The 15,552-nt window shown below is 40.4% G+C and carries 11 protein-coding genes; 6 read left to right on the plus strand and 5 right to left on the minus strand.

Going from position 1 to position 15,552, the window contains the following annotated elements:
- Window positions 1-199 precede the first annotated feature (199 nt).
- Complete coding sequence (locus tag HXT36_RS00965; RefSeq protein WP_020973407.1) at window positions 200-1,531, minus strand: Na+/H+ antiporter NhaC family protein; 1,332 nt, start codon at window positions 1,529-1,531, stop codon at window positions 200-202.
- Between the two features lie 586 nt (window positions 1,532-2,117).
- On the opposite strand from HXT36_RS00965, the gene HXT36_RS00970 reads away from it, so the two are divergent.
- Window positions 2,118-2,861 (plus strand): ATP-binding cassette domain-containing protein, encoded by a 744-nt coding sequence (locus tag HXT36_RS00970; RefSeq protein ID WP_020973409.1) that lies wholly within the window; start codon window positions 2,118-2,120, stop codon window positions 2,859-2,861.
- Window positions 2,851-4,929 carry a YhgE/Pip family protein gene (locus HXT36_RS00975; protein WP_421778900.1) on the plus strand — a complete coding sequence of 693 codons (2,079 nt, stop codon included), beginning with the start codon at window positions 2,851-2,853 and terminating at the stop codon, window positions 4,927-4,929. The genes HXT36_RS00970 and HXT36_RS00975 overlap by 11 nt, the downstream gene beginning before the upstream one ends.
- A gap of 90 nt (window positions 4,930-5,019) precedes the next feature.
- Here HXT36_RS00975 and HXT36_RS00980 read toward each other — a convergent pair whose 3' ends face one another.
- Window positions 5,020-6,153, minus strand: coding sequence for a 4-hydroxybutyrate dehydrogenase (locus HXT36_RS00980; protein ID WP_421778902.1), 1,134 nt, complete (start codon window positions 6,151-6,153; stop codon window positions 5,020-5,022).
- A gap of 207 nt (window positions 6,154-6,360) precedes the next feature.
- Window positions 6,361-7,701: a H2O-forming NADH oxidase gene (gene nox / locus HXT36_RS00985; RefSeq protein ID WP_421778904.1), complete on the minus strand. Its 1,341-nt coding sequence runs from the start codon at window positions 7,699-7,701 to the stop codon at window positions 6,361-6,363.
- Window positions 7,702-8,047: 346 nt separating this feature from the next.
- Here nox and HXT36_RS00990 point away from each other — a divergent pair, with 346 nt between their 5' ends.
- A complete protein-coding gene (locus tag HXT36_RS00990) occupies window positions 8,048-8,656 on the plus strand; it encodes a pyroglutamyl-peptidase I (protein WP_415701852.1) in 609 nt (202 codons plus the stop codon).
- 113 nt (window positions 8,657-8,769) lie between these two features.
- Here HXT36_RS00990 and HXT36_RS00995 read toward each other — a convergent pair whose 3' ends face one another.
- Window positions 8,770-9,840 carry a metal ABC transporter solute-binding protein, Zn/Mn family gene (locus tag HXT36_RS00995; RefSeq protein ID WP_116285940.1) on the minus strand — a complete coding sequence of 357 codons (1,071 nt, stop codon included), beginning with the start codon at window positions 9,838-9,840 and terminating at the stop codon, window positions 8,770-8,772.
- A gap of 258 nt (window positions 9,841-10,098) precedes the next feature.
- Here HXT36_RS00995 and HXT36_RS01000 point away from each other — a divergent pair, with 258 nt between their 5' ends.
- From HXT36_RS01000 to HXT36_RS01010, 3 genes are all read left to right on the plus strand, one after another.
- Complete coding sequence (locus HXT36_RS01000; RefSeq protein ID WP_016799410.1) at window positions 10,099-10,983, plus strand: bifunctional methylenetetrahydrofolate dehydrogenase/methenyltetrahydrofolate cyclohydrolase; 885 nt, start codon at window positions 10,099-10,101, stop codon at window positions 10,981-10,983.
- Between the two features lie 163 nt (window positions 10,984-11,146).
- The gene (gene rpsA, locus HXT36_RS01005) at window positions 11,147-12,652 is read left to right on the plus strand and encodes a 30S ribosomal protein S1 (protein ID WP_004130522.1); all 1,506 of its coding nucleotides are present in this window, start codon (window positions 11,147-11,149) and stop codon (window positions 12,650-12,652) included.
- Window positions 12,653-12,813: 161 nt separating this feature from the next.
- Window positions 12,814-13,143 (plus strand): TM2 domain-containing protein, encoded by a 330-nt coding sequence (locus HXT36_RS01010; RefSeq protein ID WP_116438524.1) that lies wholly within the window; start codon window positions 12,814-12,816, stop codon window positions 13,141-13,143.
- A gap of 142 nt (window positions 13,144-13,285) precedes the next feature.
- Here HXT36_RS01010 and HXT36_RS01015 read toward each other — a convergent pair whose 3' ends face one another.
- Entirely contained in the window at window positions 13,286-15,466 is a 2,181-nt protein-coding gene (locus HXT36_RS01015) for a sialidase family protein (protein WP_421778907.1), read from the minus strand.
- Window positions 15,467-15,552: the final 86 nt, after the last annotated feature.

Below are 15,552 nucleotides of genomic sequence, written 5' to 3' on the forward strand. Positions count from 1 at the left end.
TAAGCTCGGTAAAAATATTAACGCAGTACGCTTTCTGCAATAGTAGCCAATCGCCCGCGAATTTGCATTGATTGGCTACTTTGCGGGTGGATGTATGTTAGGTTCGCCTACTTGGCGCGGTGAAGAAAATTGCCGTAAATGGCAAAAATCTTCACCAGCGTTTATTAGATGTGTATTGTTTGTGACTTTCAGCTAAATGCTAAATAAACTGAGATATTACAATGCCTGCAGCCATAAGTGGAATGTTGAAGATAAGGAATGTTGGAATGCAAGTATCCCAAATGTGACTGTGTTGACCATCTGCATTTAAGCCAGAAGTAGGACCAAGCGTTGTATCGGAAGCAGGGGAGCCTGCGTCACCAAGAGCTGCAGCGGAAGACATAAGAAGAATTGTTGCAGGAGTGCTAAAACCAATGCTTTGGCAAAGAGGCACGAACAAAACTGCAAGAATAGGAACCGTGCCAAACGATGTGCCGATGCCCATAGTAACAAGCAAGCCAATAATCGTAATAACGAATGCAGCGATTAGCTTGTTTTGACCCATACAAGCAACGCCAAGGTGTACAAGCTCATTAACTCCGCCTGTAGCTTGAATCACGTTAGCGTAGCCGCCAGCAATGAGCATAATAAATGCAATAAGACCCATAAGCTTAACGCCGCCCATAAGCTGCTTGTCGATGTCTTTCCACTTTATTGCGCCAAAAATAATCATGGTTGCAAGACCTGCAAGAGAAGAAAGCGAAAGATCCTTACTAATAACTTGCACTACTACAACAACAATAATCGCAAGAATGGTTACGTAGTGTGCTTTAGTAAGCGGACCAACAACAGCGTCCGCAGCGCGAGTATCTGCTTCGGTTGTTTTATATTCGCGAGGCTTTCTGTATAGAACAAAAACTGCAAACAGTAAAGCTGCAAGCATTGCAGCACCCAAATACCAGTTCACAGCGCTAACGTCTGAAACGCTAACTTTCATACCATTTTTAGAAAGATTAGTTGCAATAACTGTTTGGAAAATTAAGCCAAAGCCAAATGGAATAGCAATGTATGGCACTTCTAGTCCGAACGCAGTGCAGCATGCGGCAGCGCGGCGATCTAGCTTAAGCTTGTTCATAATGGAAAGAATCGGCGGAATAAGAATAGGAATGTAAGCAATGTGAACAGGCACAATATTTTGAGACATACACGCAATAATTGTTAGAACTGCAAGAAGAATGAATTTGTTAGTGCCAATAATTTTGCTAATTTTTTTAGAAATAATTTGAGCTAGGCCAGTTGCTGTAATTGCCTCTGCAAAAGTACCAAGAAGAATGTAAGCGAGCGCAGTTTGCGCGTTTGTGGAAAAACCATCGCAAAGCAGTGCCATAATAGTGTGGCTTCCATCTCCAAAAAGAGGGAGATGGCCAGCAATGCCACCTGCAACGCATGCAACAATCATTGCGAGTAAAACATTGAGTTTTGCAAGACTTAACGCGCATAACACTACAACCGATACAATTACTGGGTTGCATAGAATGTTTAAAATTTGCATACTCTTTCACCTCTTTTTAAAGTTATCTTCATTTTGATGTTTGTAATAATATGTTTTTTAATTTTGATAATTTTAAATTTTAATAATTAAAGACAATATCATAAAGACGTACGTAGTATTTTTATTGGCAGAATAAAAATATTAAGTATGCTTGAAATTTACATGATTAAATCAAAAATGTGAGATTTTGTTATATATAGCGTGTTTTTAGAGCTAAAATATAGACAAATGAACAAAATGTTCAAAAATAAGTTAGTATTTGTTCACCTTGAAGAGTACCATGAAGGTGTTCGCAAAGAATTAACAAAATAATTAATTCCTTGTTTTACACAATTTTGTTGCAATAACGCAATATAAGTGGCTGCAAAAATCGAGTTTAAGCAGCATCAAATTGAAGATTGAGTCGAAAATCAAAAATAAAAAATCAATAAAAATTAAAAATTGAAACAAAATTAAAAATTGAAAATTAAAAATTGAAAAATATTAGTTAAATACAAAGGAGGAATGCATAGCAATTTCGATAGCAACATTAAAAATGTATACCATTTAAAAATGTATGACATCGCTACTTTGCAGCAAACAAATTATGCAAGAGGAACAAACGCTTATAGAAGCGAAAGAATTAGGATTAAAAAGATTTACAAGAACTCCATTTTGGAATGTGTCATTAAAAGTTGAGCCTCATCAAATCGTTGCAATCTCGGGAGAACACGGCTCTGGAAAGTCTGCTCTACTACTAGCATTGTCTGGCTACATGAAGTTTACGAATGGAACGTTAAAAATCGCAAACTTGAATCTTCCAGCAGACACAAAAGAATCACGTCAATATGTTGGACTCGGATTATTTAGCGGAATCAACGAATTCTATAACACTCAAACAATAGAAGAAGCGCTTATGAGCGAGCTAAAACTCGCGAGTGCATCGCCGCTTTTCCGCGAACAATACAAGAATAATGTTAAAAATCGCGAAGCTCTACATCAATACGCGTATAACGTTCTAGCGTATTGGAAAGTGTTATCTCCTAGAGAAACTGCTATTGGTGATTTAACGCCATGCGAGCGCATGAGATTAGGAATTGCGCTTGCGCTACTAAAAAAGCCGTGGATTCTTTTTGTAGACGGCGTAGAAACTGAGCTTACAAGTGAGCAAAGTGAATGCTTGCTTGCAGACATTCGCGCATACGTTAGCAAACACTTTTGCTCGTGCTGCGTGGGAGTTTTGCAAAGCGAGTTAGAAAAGCAAGCGGATCAAGTTTTAAGGCTAAGTCGTGCAAGTTACAGCGAAGATTCTGAGCTTAACAAAAATGGAGATGGTAAGAATGCGCGTTAATACTATTGTTCTTGCGTTTCGTGAATTAAATAATGCTATAAAAGGTAAAGCTCGAAAGCTTGTTATTGGAACAGTAGCCTTAATACCACTTTTATATGGGTCGCTGTATTTATGGGCGTTTACAAATCCTTATAAGACTTTGGATACTGTGCCTGTGGCTGTTGTTGTGGAAGATAGCGGTGCGATTATAAATGGCAAAATGCGCAATGTTGGCAATGAAATCAAGAATCGCTTGAAGAGTCAAAAAGACGGTAGCGAAGGTTTTCAATGGAACTTTGTAGATAGCGCTAAAGCAAACAAAGGTCTTAAAAATGGCGATTATTTTATGGTAGCAACTATTCCATCGTCTTTTAGTAAGTGCATTGCTTCTGCGCAATACGATACTCCGACTAAAGCAAAGCTACACGTAAAGTATGATCAAGCAAGCAATATGCTGGCTTCACAAATCGGTAAAACTGCTTTCCGCACTATGCGAAGCGAAATTAGCGAGGCGATTGCTCAAGAATATTGTGAGCATATGTTTGAAAAAGTAAATTCTGCTTCTGATTCTCTTAATTCGGCAGTGAGTGGTTCTGGCGATTTAAGCGCTGGAATGCAATCGCTTAATGGCGGAGTAGATAAGCTTGCTGACGGATCAATCAAGCTTACTCAATCTTTGCAAAAACTACAAAACGGATTGGGAGAGCTTCAAAAAGGAGCGCAATCGCTTAAAAATGCAAATGCGCAAAGCAAAGATGGAGCGCAAACATTAGCGCAAAAAACTAACGATTTGGCAAATGGCGCAAATCAGCTAAATAGTGGAGCGCAAACGTTATATAACGCTACAGACGAACTATATAATGGTGCGCAAAAGCTTTCGGATTCTAGTGCGCAGCTTGAAGAACATGTTAAAGCAGGAAACGAGGCTACAAAAAATCAGCTTGCTCAATTGCTTGTTGAAGCGCAAAATCCGCTTGTAACTAAAGAGATTGTGTTAGAAAAATTGCAAGGTCTTGCAGGAGGCTTAAGTGAAAATTCTAAGCTCTTAGAGACGAATCTTTCAGCATTGAGCCAAGGTGCTGGAGCACTTTCTTCTGGGAGCTTGAAGATAAAAGCTGGAGTTGACGCCGTTTCTAAAGGAATATCAAGCGTTCACAATGGCTCGTCGCAGCTTTCCGCTGGAGCAAATAAGCTGGCGGAAGGTCTTAATAAAGTAAGCAATGGCAGTGAAAAGCTCAATAATGGTATTAATTCTGCTGCACTTGGGTCTGCAAAAATAGTAGATGGCTCGAGCAAGCTTAATTCTGGAGTTCAAAAGCTTTCTGAAAATACGCCAAAGCTTGCTGAAGGAGCTAAAAAGTTGCATGAAGGCCTTAAAAGCGCACAAAGCTCTAGCAAAATCAACAATATTAAGCAAAAAAGTAAGATGATGAGTGCTCCAGTTGCGCTTAAAGAGCATAATTATTCGCATGTTGAAAACTACGGAACTGGCTTTGCACCTTACTTTATTTCGATAGGCCTTTGGGTTGGCGCGCTTATGGCAACCTTTGTTTTAAGGGTTATGGATAGGCGAGCAATTCTTAATGGCATGAATCCGCTTAAAAGTGCGCTTATTAGCTTGACTCCGTTTGTGATTATGGGCGTTGTGCAAGCTGTAATTCTTATGGGCGTTGTTCACGGAGCGTTGAAGTTGCAAATCGACAATGTTGGTGCATTCTACGCGCTGGGGATTATAGCGTCAATAGTCTTTATGGCCATAATGCAAATGATTATGACAGTGTTTAAGATTCCAGGAAGAATTGTTGCGATTGTGCTGCTTATGCTGCAAATCACTAGCTCTGCGGGAACTTTCCCAGTGCAAATGACGCCATCGTTCTTTAGGGCGGTTCACCCATACTTGCCTATGACGTACTCAATTCTTGGGCTTCGTCAAGCTATGGCTGGAAGAAACAGTGGTGCAATAACCTCCAGCATTGGAATTCTTGTAATCTTTGGCATTATTGCGATTGCTATAACAAGCATTGTTGCGTGCATGAAGCGCACAGTTACTATGTTTGATTTGCATCCTGTAATAACGCTTGAGCCGTGAGCTTTAAAGTAGGCATGATAATTAAAATCCCCACAGCTTCTGTTAGTTGTGGGGATTATTTTTTAGTGAAATCTTTAGTGAAATATGATTTTAGAAAGTAGATGCGTAGACTTCGGCGATGGCATCTTCGCTCATATGCATGTATGAGTTCTTTAAAAGTCGTTGCTGCTCTTTAACAACGCTTGCAGCCCAGCTTTGAATCATATCTTCGCTCATGCCATACTCGTGAAGCTTGTGCTTAGGGAGAATCGTGTTAAGAACTTCGTCAAGCTTATCTAATACATCTGCCTTTTGGCATTCAAGAATATTTGCCATAAAGTCAAAAAGCTTAGAAAGCTCAGTATTTTCAGCGCTAGTGCTGTTTTCAGAGTTGTGCTTAGAGTAGTAGCGCAAAACGCTTGTAAGAAGAGCAGCGTTCGTCTCGCCATGAGCTACATGGAAAGTGCCGCCAAGTGGATAAGCCATAGCGTGCACGCAACCGCAGCCAGCGTTACCAAACGCAATGCCAGCGTAAAGACTTGCAGAAACCAAGTCGCCTACAACTTGGCTTTTAGCGCTGCTGCCTTCTTTAACAACTCGCATATAGCTTTGCAAAATAAGCCCGCAAGCCTTGTAACTAAACATTTTTGTAAGCTCTGTTGCAATAGGGGAGAGCGCAGACTCAATCGAATGAGTAAGAGCGTCAATAGAGCTGGTTGCAAAAACGTAATCTGGAAGGCTCTTTAACAATTCTGGAATAAGAACCGCGTCTGTAGCGTAGCAAGCATCGTTTGCCAAGCCCTTTTTAGTGTTGCGTTTTGTAAGAGAGAACACGGCAACGTTGGTAACTTCGGAGCCAGTTCCGCAAGTAGTTGGAACAAGAATAAGATCCGCGCCTTTTTGCGCAGGAATCTTGCCGTCAATCAAGTCTTCGAGTGGACTTGTTTGCTTTAACGCGCAAACTTTAGAAATATCCAAAACAGTGCCGCCGCCAATGCCAATCACGCGCTTTGGGGTAGTGTGAATATCTCGAACAATAGCGTCAACCATTTCGTCGCTTGGCTCGCCCTTGCCGTAGTTTTCTTGGAAAATCACATTGCAATCAAGGTTTAAGCTGCCAAAATAAGGTTCCCAAATGTATTGGTTTGTAATAACCAAATCGTCTTTGCCAAGCTTAAATTCTTGCGCAAAATCGCGCGTATTTTCAAATTTGTGAATAGTTGGCTTAATAGATAGCTGCTTCATCCTAGACTCCTTTGTTTTAATTTGTACGTCTTACGCTATATGCGCGTTTTGGTTCGCGATTTGTGCGCGGATGATTAAAAAACCAAGCAACCGCTCCATTATAGAACAAATTGCTTGGTTTAATAAACGCGATTTAAGCTAATTAGCAGAAACTTAATCAGCGGAGATTAATCAGAAGCTAATTGGCGTAGATTAATCAGAAGCTAATCATCCCTTCAACAAAGCCGTGTAAGCTGCCATCGTAATGTAGTTGTATGGCTGGTTGAAGTGAGGCATAAAGAAGATATCGCACAAAGCAAGCTCTTTAATCGTGACTTTCTTTTGAATAGCAAGCGAGAACAGGTGGATTGCGGCAGACATATCGTAGTTAGAAGCCAATTGGCATCCAACAATCACCTTAGAATCCTTCTTGTAAACAATGCGAATCTTAACTTTTGGATTCTCAACTTCCATAAACGCAGGCTTTTGTGTATCTTCAAAATCAACGTAGTCAACGTCCATGCCCTCTTTTTGAGCAGCCGTTAAGCTCAAACCAGTGCAAACAAGCTTGTAATCGTAAATCATCATTGCACTAGAGCCTTGTACGCCCTCAGTTTCTACAGGAGTTCCGCAAACGTTGTGGCCTGCAATTAAACCGCTTCTAACGGCATTAGTAGCGAGCGCAATGTAGTTTACGCGGCTTCGAGCGTTGTCGTAGATTGTAGCGCAATCGCCAATAGCGTACACGTCTGGGTCGGAAGTTTGCTGCTTCTTGTCAACTAGGAAAGCGCCATTTTCGTATTGCTTTAAGTGGTCTTTTCCAAGAGCAACATTTGGGTGGAATCCAATGGCACAAATCACCATGTCGGCATCGTAAGTGCCCTTGTTTGTTTTAACAGCCTTAACTTCAGTATCTCCAACAATCTCTTCAACAGCTTGACCAAGCTCAAACTTAATGCCCTTATCTTCCATAATTCTCTTTAAATTATCGGAAAACTCTGGGTCAAAGTAGCCGTTAAGAATATGGTCTTCCATGTCAATAAGAGTCACGTTTTTGTTCAAACGCTTAAAAGCTTCCGCAAGTTCCACGCCAATGTAGCCGCCGCCAAGAACTACAACGTTATTAAAATCGCGCTCTTGAAGCTTAGCAATAACAGTTTGCGCGTTTTGGAAAAGCTTTACCATTTGCACGTTTTCCAAGTCAATGCCCTTAATGCGTGGCTTGTTTGGAAGGCTGCCAGTAGCTAGAACGAGTTTATCGTAAGAATCGTGAATAACAGATCCGTCTTTAAGCTCGACTGTTACTTCTTTCTTTGCGTAATCAATGTCGAGAACTTTGCTTTCAAGATTTACCTTAGCGCCCTTTTTAACGAAATCTTCTGGCTTCTGGTAGAACAGGCCATCGCTGCTTTGAATCTGCTTGCCAATCCACAAAGCCATACCGCAGCCAAGGAAGGAAATGTTGCTATTCTGATCGTAAATTGTAAGATCGTTTCCTGGGTAGCTCAAAATGGTGTTAGCGCAGGCAGTGCCAGCATGATTTGCGCCAATCTGAATAATCTTGGTCATCGGTAATCTCTTTTCGTCATTGATTTTTGATTTATCTATATTTTCTGTATTTATATGGTTTTATGCGCGCTGTTAACAACATTGTTCGTTAAGCACGCGCTAGTAGCTAATCATATTACACTACGACTAGTCTGGCTAATCGTGAGTCTAGGTGTGTTGTTTTGCGATTATTGTATAAGTTGTAATTACTATTTAATCTTTGCTATAAAAGTGAAATAAGTAATAGAATCATGAATGTTTTATACAAGTGCATTCGTGTATATATAGTTTTCGCAATATATTTTGATAAAGTTTGATAAAGTTTTATAAAGTTTGATAAGTGAGAGTTGTATGAGGGGGTATTGTAATGCGTATTTTGATTACTGGTTTTACGCCGTTTGATAATGAGTCTATAAATCCTTCGTGGGAGATTGCGCAATCAGTGCCTGCGCCTGAGGGTGTGGAACTTGTTCGTTTGCAGATTCCTACGGAATTTAATAAGGGTGCGCAAAAAGTTATTGAGAAAATAGAGGAAGTTCATCCTAATGCTGTGCTTTCGCTAGGGCAATTTGGCGGTTCTGCTTGTTTTAACGTTGAGTATGTTGGCATTAACTGTAGAGCTGCGCGCATACCAGATAATAGTGGATATAAGCCTTGGTATGAGTCTGTTGTGCAGGATGGTGATGTGGCTTATAAAGCGACTTTGCCAGTTGTGAACATAGTTGACGCTTTAAATAAAGCGAAATTGCCTGCGGCTGTGTCTTTTTCTGCGGGTGCGTACGTATGTAATGACGTGCTTTACAGTGTTTGTAATTATTGCCAGACTAAAAAATTGCCAATTAAGAGCGGTTTCATTCACGTTCCGTATTTGCCTGAGCAGGTTCTCAATAAGCCGAGCACGAGTTCTATGAGTTTAGCTGATATGCTTCGAGGTATTGAAGTTGCATTGCGAGTGATTGCAGATGATTGCGAGTGATTGCAGATAAATCGCCAGCAAATCTTTAATTCGTAAGTAATTGCTAATAATCGTAAGTAATTGCTAATAAATAGTATGAAGTATTTATCGTCTATACTTGCTCAAGCGTGAGCCTACTTACCAGGATCTTGCTGGCCTTCGTTAGACCTGCTTGGATCTGGCTGAGAAACAGTCGGCTTTTCGGTAATAGGCTTCTTTTGATCAGCTTCTTGCTTTGCTAAATCTTTACGCATATTAGTCGTAGTTTTGCTAGCATTGTCAATGTCTTCGCAAATCTTCATAACCCATTTTCTTAAATCGGTTGCATATGTTGGCATAAGCTCATTAACCCACATTACAGACGTGTAGCTTCTGCCAGCAGTGCCAGTCAAAATGCTAATATCGTCGCCTTTACGCTGACTATTGCTTATAAGTACGTCGAATTTTCGCTCTTCAATAAGCTTTTGGAATTCATCTATATTAGCTTTGTCTACTTCTTCGCCTTGCGCTACTTGCTGAGCGTATGCCTTAGGCGCAGAATCGCTGATTCCCATATCAGACATAAGCCAGAAAAGAACAGGATTTATTGAAGCGTACTTAAACTTTTTGTGACTTTTAGCAAAGTTTGCAAGATATTCGTCAAGCTTATTTTCTTGCGATTTAACTGCGTCAAGTCTTTTAGCAAAAACCTTCTTTTTTGAAGGAAGGACTTTAGAAAAAGCGTTGCAAATGCTAGAAGCCATCTCGTTTCTAGCATCTTTTGAGAACCAAAGATAAGGGTTATCGCCATTTAGCGCTCCGACTGTGGAAGCTGCGTTTACAATCTCGCTGCTTTTAGACGTATGCTTTGCAACCCAACTATCGTAGCCAGCGCCATTTGACACAACGACTTGCGCAGAATACAGCTTTTGCAAATCTTTGCTAGATGGCTTAAAAGTAGAGATGTCGGTATCTGGATTGCTGATTATAGATTGCACTTCAACATCGTTTCCACCGATTTCTCTAGCCAAACTTGCCCAAGATTCAAGAGTGGAAACAACCTTGATTTGTTTAACTTCTTTTTTGGGTTGTGTTGGAGCTTTAGAAGATTGCGAGCTTGCACCACACCCAGCTATACCAATCAACATTGATGGAACAATTATGCACGCTAAAACAGCTTTGCATATTTTCTTTGCGCGAGTTAAATGAAAAATATTTTCGCACATCTTTGCGCCCCTTCCGTCAGTGTTATTAGCATTAGCACTTGTTAAAACTCGTTGTAGCTTGCTGCAAGGCTCTTTGCAAGTCTTGTTGTAGCTTTCTTATGCAATACAAATACCATTCTATTATAATATTCAGTTATTAACAGTTGTGTCGCGCACTTCGATACCTCACGATAGCCTATCCATGAATTATTTATGCGATTTGTTAGATAAGTTAAAATTGCTATGTGTTAAATTGTGCTGATAGTTGGGAAGTGAATCATGGTTGTTGTATTAGATGGAAAAGCGCTAGCTGCAAGTATTAAAAGCGACTTAAAAAATAGAGTAGAAAAGCTTAAAGAAAAAGGCATTAATCCAGGGCTTGGAACGCTTTTAGTTGGAAGCGACCCTGGCTCGCTGAAGTATGTTGCTGGAAAACACAAGGATTGCGAAGAAGTGGGGATTCGCTCAATCCGCTGCGATTTGCCAGAAGACGCTAGCGAAGACGAAATTCTTAAGGCCGTAAATCAGCTTAATAATGACCCTTCTTGCACAGGTTTTATTGTGCAATTGCCTTTGCCAAAGGGAGTTGATTCCCAAAAGATTATTGAGGCAGTAGACCCTGCAAAAGATTGCGACGGAATGCATCCATATAATTTGGGCGAGCTTGTTATGCATATTTCGGGAGATATTGTTACGCCTTTGCCATGCACGCCGCGAGGAATTTTGGCGCTTTTAGACGCTTATAACATTGATCTTGAAGGCAAAAATGTGTGCGTGCTTGGACGAGGAATCACGGTTGGTCGAACAATCGGGCTGCTTCTTACGCGCAGGGGAGTAGACGCAACCGTAACATTGTGTCACACTCGCACGCGCGATTTGCATGATATTATGATGCGATCCGACGTTATTATTGCGGCAATGGGCAGCGCTGGATTTGTAAAGCCTTGCGATGTTAAGCCTGGAGCCGTGTTGGTTGATGTTGGTGTATCGCGCGTTTTTGATGAAGAAGTGGGCAGGTATCGCGTAAAAGGCGATGTTGATGTTGCTTGTAGAGAAGTCGCGGGAGCGTATTCGCCAAATCCTGGTGGAGTGGGACCAATGACTCGCGCAATGCTATTGGCTAATGTTGTTGATATGGCTGAGCGAGCAGCGAGTGGCAAGTAAGTGGCAAGTAGTAAATATCAAATACTGCGACACGCCCGAAGTAAAACGGCGATTTTGGCTATGCCTATATATAACATTGACAGAGCGCGTGCATAGTGCGCGTGCATAAATCATAATTTAATATCGAGTAATATCCACCCCAAGAAGAAACCACTAATAAGTAATGGCAGAGAATAATAACGAAGTCGCCAAGGTTGCGATTAATGATATTGGCACCGAAGAAGACTTCATCAAGGCAGTCGATTCAACCATCAAGAATTTTGACGATGGTGATTTAGTTGAAGGTACAGTCGTAAAGATTGATCACGACGAAGTATTGTTGGACATCGGCTACAAAACTGAAGGTGTAATCCCTTCCCGTGAACTTTCCATCAAGAAAGACGTTGATCCAGATGATGTTGTTGAAGTTGGCGACACCATCGAAGCCCTTGTTGTAACTAAGGAAGACAAGGAAGGACGTCTTATTCTCTCCAAGAAGCGTGCACAGTATGAGCGCGCTTGGGGTGACATTGAGAAGATCAAGGATGCAGACGGCATTGTTGAAGGTACCGTTATTGAGGCTGTTAAGGGCGGCTTGATTGTAGACATCGGTTTGCGCGGCTTCTTGCCAGCTTCCCTCGTTGAAATGCGTCGCGTTCGCGATCTTTCCCCATACATTGGCCAGAAGATTAAGGCTAAGATTCTTGAGCTCGATAAGAACCGCAACAATGTTGTGCTTTCTCGTCGTCAGTTCCTCGAGGAAACCCAGTCCGAAGTTCGCGAGACCTTCCTCTCGCAGCTTAAGAAGGGTCAGATTCGCGAAGGCGTTGTGTCTTCTATCGTAAACTTCGGCGCGTTTGTTGACCTCGGCGGTGTTGACGGTCTCATTCACGTTTCCGAGCTTTCCTGGAAGCACATCGATCACCCATCCGAGGTTGTTAAGGTTGGCGATAAGGTTACCGTTGAGGTTCTCGACGTTGATCTCGACCGCGAACGCATCTCCCTCTCCCTTAAGGCAACTCAGGAAGATCCATGGCAGCGCTTCGCTCGTACCCATGTTCCTGGACAGGTTGTTAAGGGCAAGGTCACCAAGATTGTTCAGTTCGGTGTGTTCATCTCCGTTGAAGACGGCATCGAAGGCTTGGTTCACATTTCCGAGCTTGCTAACCGTCATGTAGAGAACCCAGAAACTGTTGTTAAGGGTGGCGAAGAAGTATTCGTTAAGGTTATTGACGTAGATCTCGATCGTCGTCGTATCTCGCTCTCCTTGAAGCAGGCTAACGAGGCTGTTGATCCAAATTCTGAAGATTTCGATCCAGCTCTCTACGGCATGCCAGCTGAGTATGACGAAGAAGGAAACTACAAGTACCCAGAAGGCTTCGATCCAAACACTAACGAGTGGATTGCTGGTTACGAGCAGCAGCGCGAAGAGTGGGAAGCACAGTATGCAGCAGCTCACGAATTGTGGGAGCAGCATAAGGTGTTCGCCGCTAAGGAACTCGCAGCTGCAGCAGAATCCGCAGCCGCTGATGGTCAGAGTGAAGAAGCTGAAGAAAAGAAGCCAGCTAAGGAAGAAAAGAAGGAAGAAGTTGCTTCCAACTATTCTTCTGAGGCAGCTAACGAAGGTGCTTTAGCTGATTCCGATCAGCTCGCAGCTTTGCGCGAACAGCTTTTGAGCGAAAAGAAGTAGTTTCTACTTTCTACTAGACGCTTATTAACAATTGCCCTGGTGAGTAATCATCGGGGCAATTTTGTAATTAAATATAGGTACAATTAATTCTCTTTTAAGAATCATGATTATATGATGCTTTTAAACATTAATCATAATTATTAAAAGGATTGGTGAAGATTATGAGCACGTTTGACAACAATCAGCAAAATGCTCAGTTTCCTTCGTACGATGGGAATAGTGAGGAGAACACTGGTGCGACTTTAGAAAGCTCGCGCAATAAAATTGTTGCAGGTTTGCTAGCGATTTTCTTAGGCACATTAGGAATTCACAATTTTTATCTTGGTTTTAAGACTAAGGCGATTGCACAGCTGCTTATTTCTGTTCTTTCTTTTGGTTTCCTGTTGATTATTACGGGAATATGGGCATTGGTTGAGGGTATTTTGATTCTTTGCTCAAAGCCTGGAACTAAGTGGCATCAAGATGCTGATGGTGCTGAGTTAAAAGACTAAAAATAAATATTTAGTATTAAGATTTATAAGTAATTTTACAAATAAAAGATGCGTTTTAGAATTCAATTTCCAAAACGCATCTTTTATTTTTTATGCCTGAAACATTAGAACAAATGAATAATATAGCAAATACACTTATTCTTTAATATTTCATATTTTTTAATTTCATTAATGCTGTAGAGATAGCTATTAATAGAAGCATTAAAGCATAAGGAATAGTTGTGTTGATTCCAGTTTTTTGCATCATTCCTCTATTATTTGCTAACGCATTGCCAGATTTACTATAACGCTTATCATTATTTTCATTATCAATGCTGTAATTATCCTGTTTTGCTTTTGAAGAGTAATGATAATTCGTTCTGGAATCGTCTGTATTAGAATAATCCTTTCTGTAATTTTGAGAATATTCTTTATCTATGTTAAATGTGCTGCTATTCTGTTTATTGTTATTCTTATTTATCTCCTCTTCGGATTGTGTTGTTTCAGGATCTTTTCCTGTTTGTGTATCAGTATGTGATTGATTGTTAGGTAGAGGATCTGTTTGAGTACTAGAATTTTTAGTTTCACTTGCAACATTTAAAGTTATAGTCGTTTCAAATGATAATTCTGTGCTTGAACGATCTTGATTTTTGTTTGCAGACGCAATACGAATTTTTGCAGTAAGTTTATCTCCAACTTTTGCTGTTTTAGGCACTTCAATTTTCAAAGGAATATATGTAGTTTTATTTGCTTCGATTGTTACAGAATCGCTTGATGCAGTAAAATCACTTGTGTTTATAGACGTAACTTTAATATTTTCATATTTAGTACTCGTAGGATTTACCACAGGAAGACTTATCTTTTGGGTGGATAGATTGATTTTAGTTGTGGAACCTAAGGTTATGTTAGGACGTATACTTAACCAGTCAGCAGAAATTCTCGTATACATTATGTCATTATTATCGCCCTCATATAGGAGACCATAACCGCCTCCTGCTTTTTGGCTTAAAGCTTGAATAGTGGAGTAAGCCATTGCACCATTCTTGAATCCCTTTTCTTCTGTCCAACTTTCTCCATCATTATATGAGACACGTATCAAACCATTTGCTCTTCCAGAACCAGAAGAAGATGAATATAAGAGGATTTTAGCTGCATCAGATCCAATTGGAGCATCTGGGAATGCTCTTGTTATTTGAGCGTTATTACCTGGATCTGGCAGTGTCTCATCTTTGTATGCTTTACCATACGTTTCTCCGCCATCATTAGAAAAAGCAATGATTCTATGATTATTTGCACCGCCTTCATGTGGTCTAGAGTTTAACATAATTCTTCCATCAGAAAGCTCTACAACCTTATTTTCATCCATATGGCTTTGTTCTTTACCTAGTCCAACTGGATTTCCAGCTTTCCAAGTTACTCCATGGTCATCAGAGTATACAGATACGGCTTGCCATTTCTCATTGTTTCTTTGCACACTTCCATTGGAACTGTTTACTATTGCATATTGTTGTATTAAACGACCTTTATATTTTCCGTATTTTAGTTGAATGCCATGCCCAGAAGTAGCAAATCTAGCTCGTTCATTTTTTGGATATTTAGTTATGTCTTTAGTTATAACTTTTGGCTCACTCCAAGTTAAACCGTTATCTTTTGAGCAAGTAACAGCAGCGTCTAAAATATGTCTATCACTTTTATCTGTACTAGCTGTAGAATCCCATACGCCACCATCGTATGATTTTACGAAGAATAAGAAAATATTGCCCGTTTCTTGGTCTACAACATATGAAGGGTCAGAGAATCCATATTTATTTGAGAGTCCATCTTTATTTGAGTTTTCTTTTCCTTTTGCTACGATTTGTATTTTTTCAAAAGTTTTTCCACCGTCTTTAGATATTCTTTGAACAATAGAATTTGGATTAGGGGCATCAGCTGCACCATTTGGTCGATAATCCCAAGCTGTAAGAATCCAACCATTGTTAGCTTCAGCTATTGCAGGTATTCTATAATAAGGTTTTCCAGTTAGTCCTTCTACAGTTTGACCTATTGTTGCTAATCTAATAGGATCCCCGTCTTTTCTAGGCCTTGGAACTGGATTAATATTTGTAACTTTTTCGCCAATTAATTTTGGAGTAGATATAACTTCATTACCATTTGCATCTTTGCTAATTTTCCAATCGGTTGACGGAGTGAAACCTTTTTCTTTAATGTCAGAATTCTCTGTTATATGGAATCCTTGCGTGCATGATACAGTTTTTCCTGGTTGTAGATTTCTCCACCTACAGTTACCGTTATTCCCTTCAACAGCCACAGCAGTGAGATTACTGTTAGTTGGCCAAACAGTCACATTGTGATTAGTATTATTTGTGTAAGTCAGCTTATATCTTAGCGTATCCCCAACTCGAACATCATTTTTTAAATCATCCGTACGTG

Origin of the sequence: Gardnerella sp. DNF01144, from assembly GCF_049244245.1 — a bacterium.
Lineage (GTDB): Bacteria > Actinomycetota > Actinomycetes > Actinomycetales > Bifidobacteriaceae > Bifidobacterium > Bifidobacterium piotii.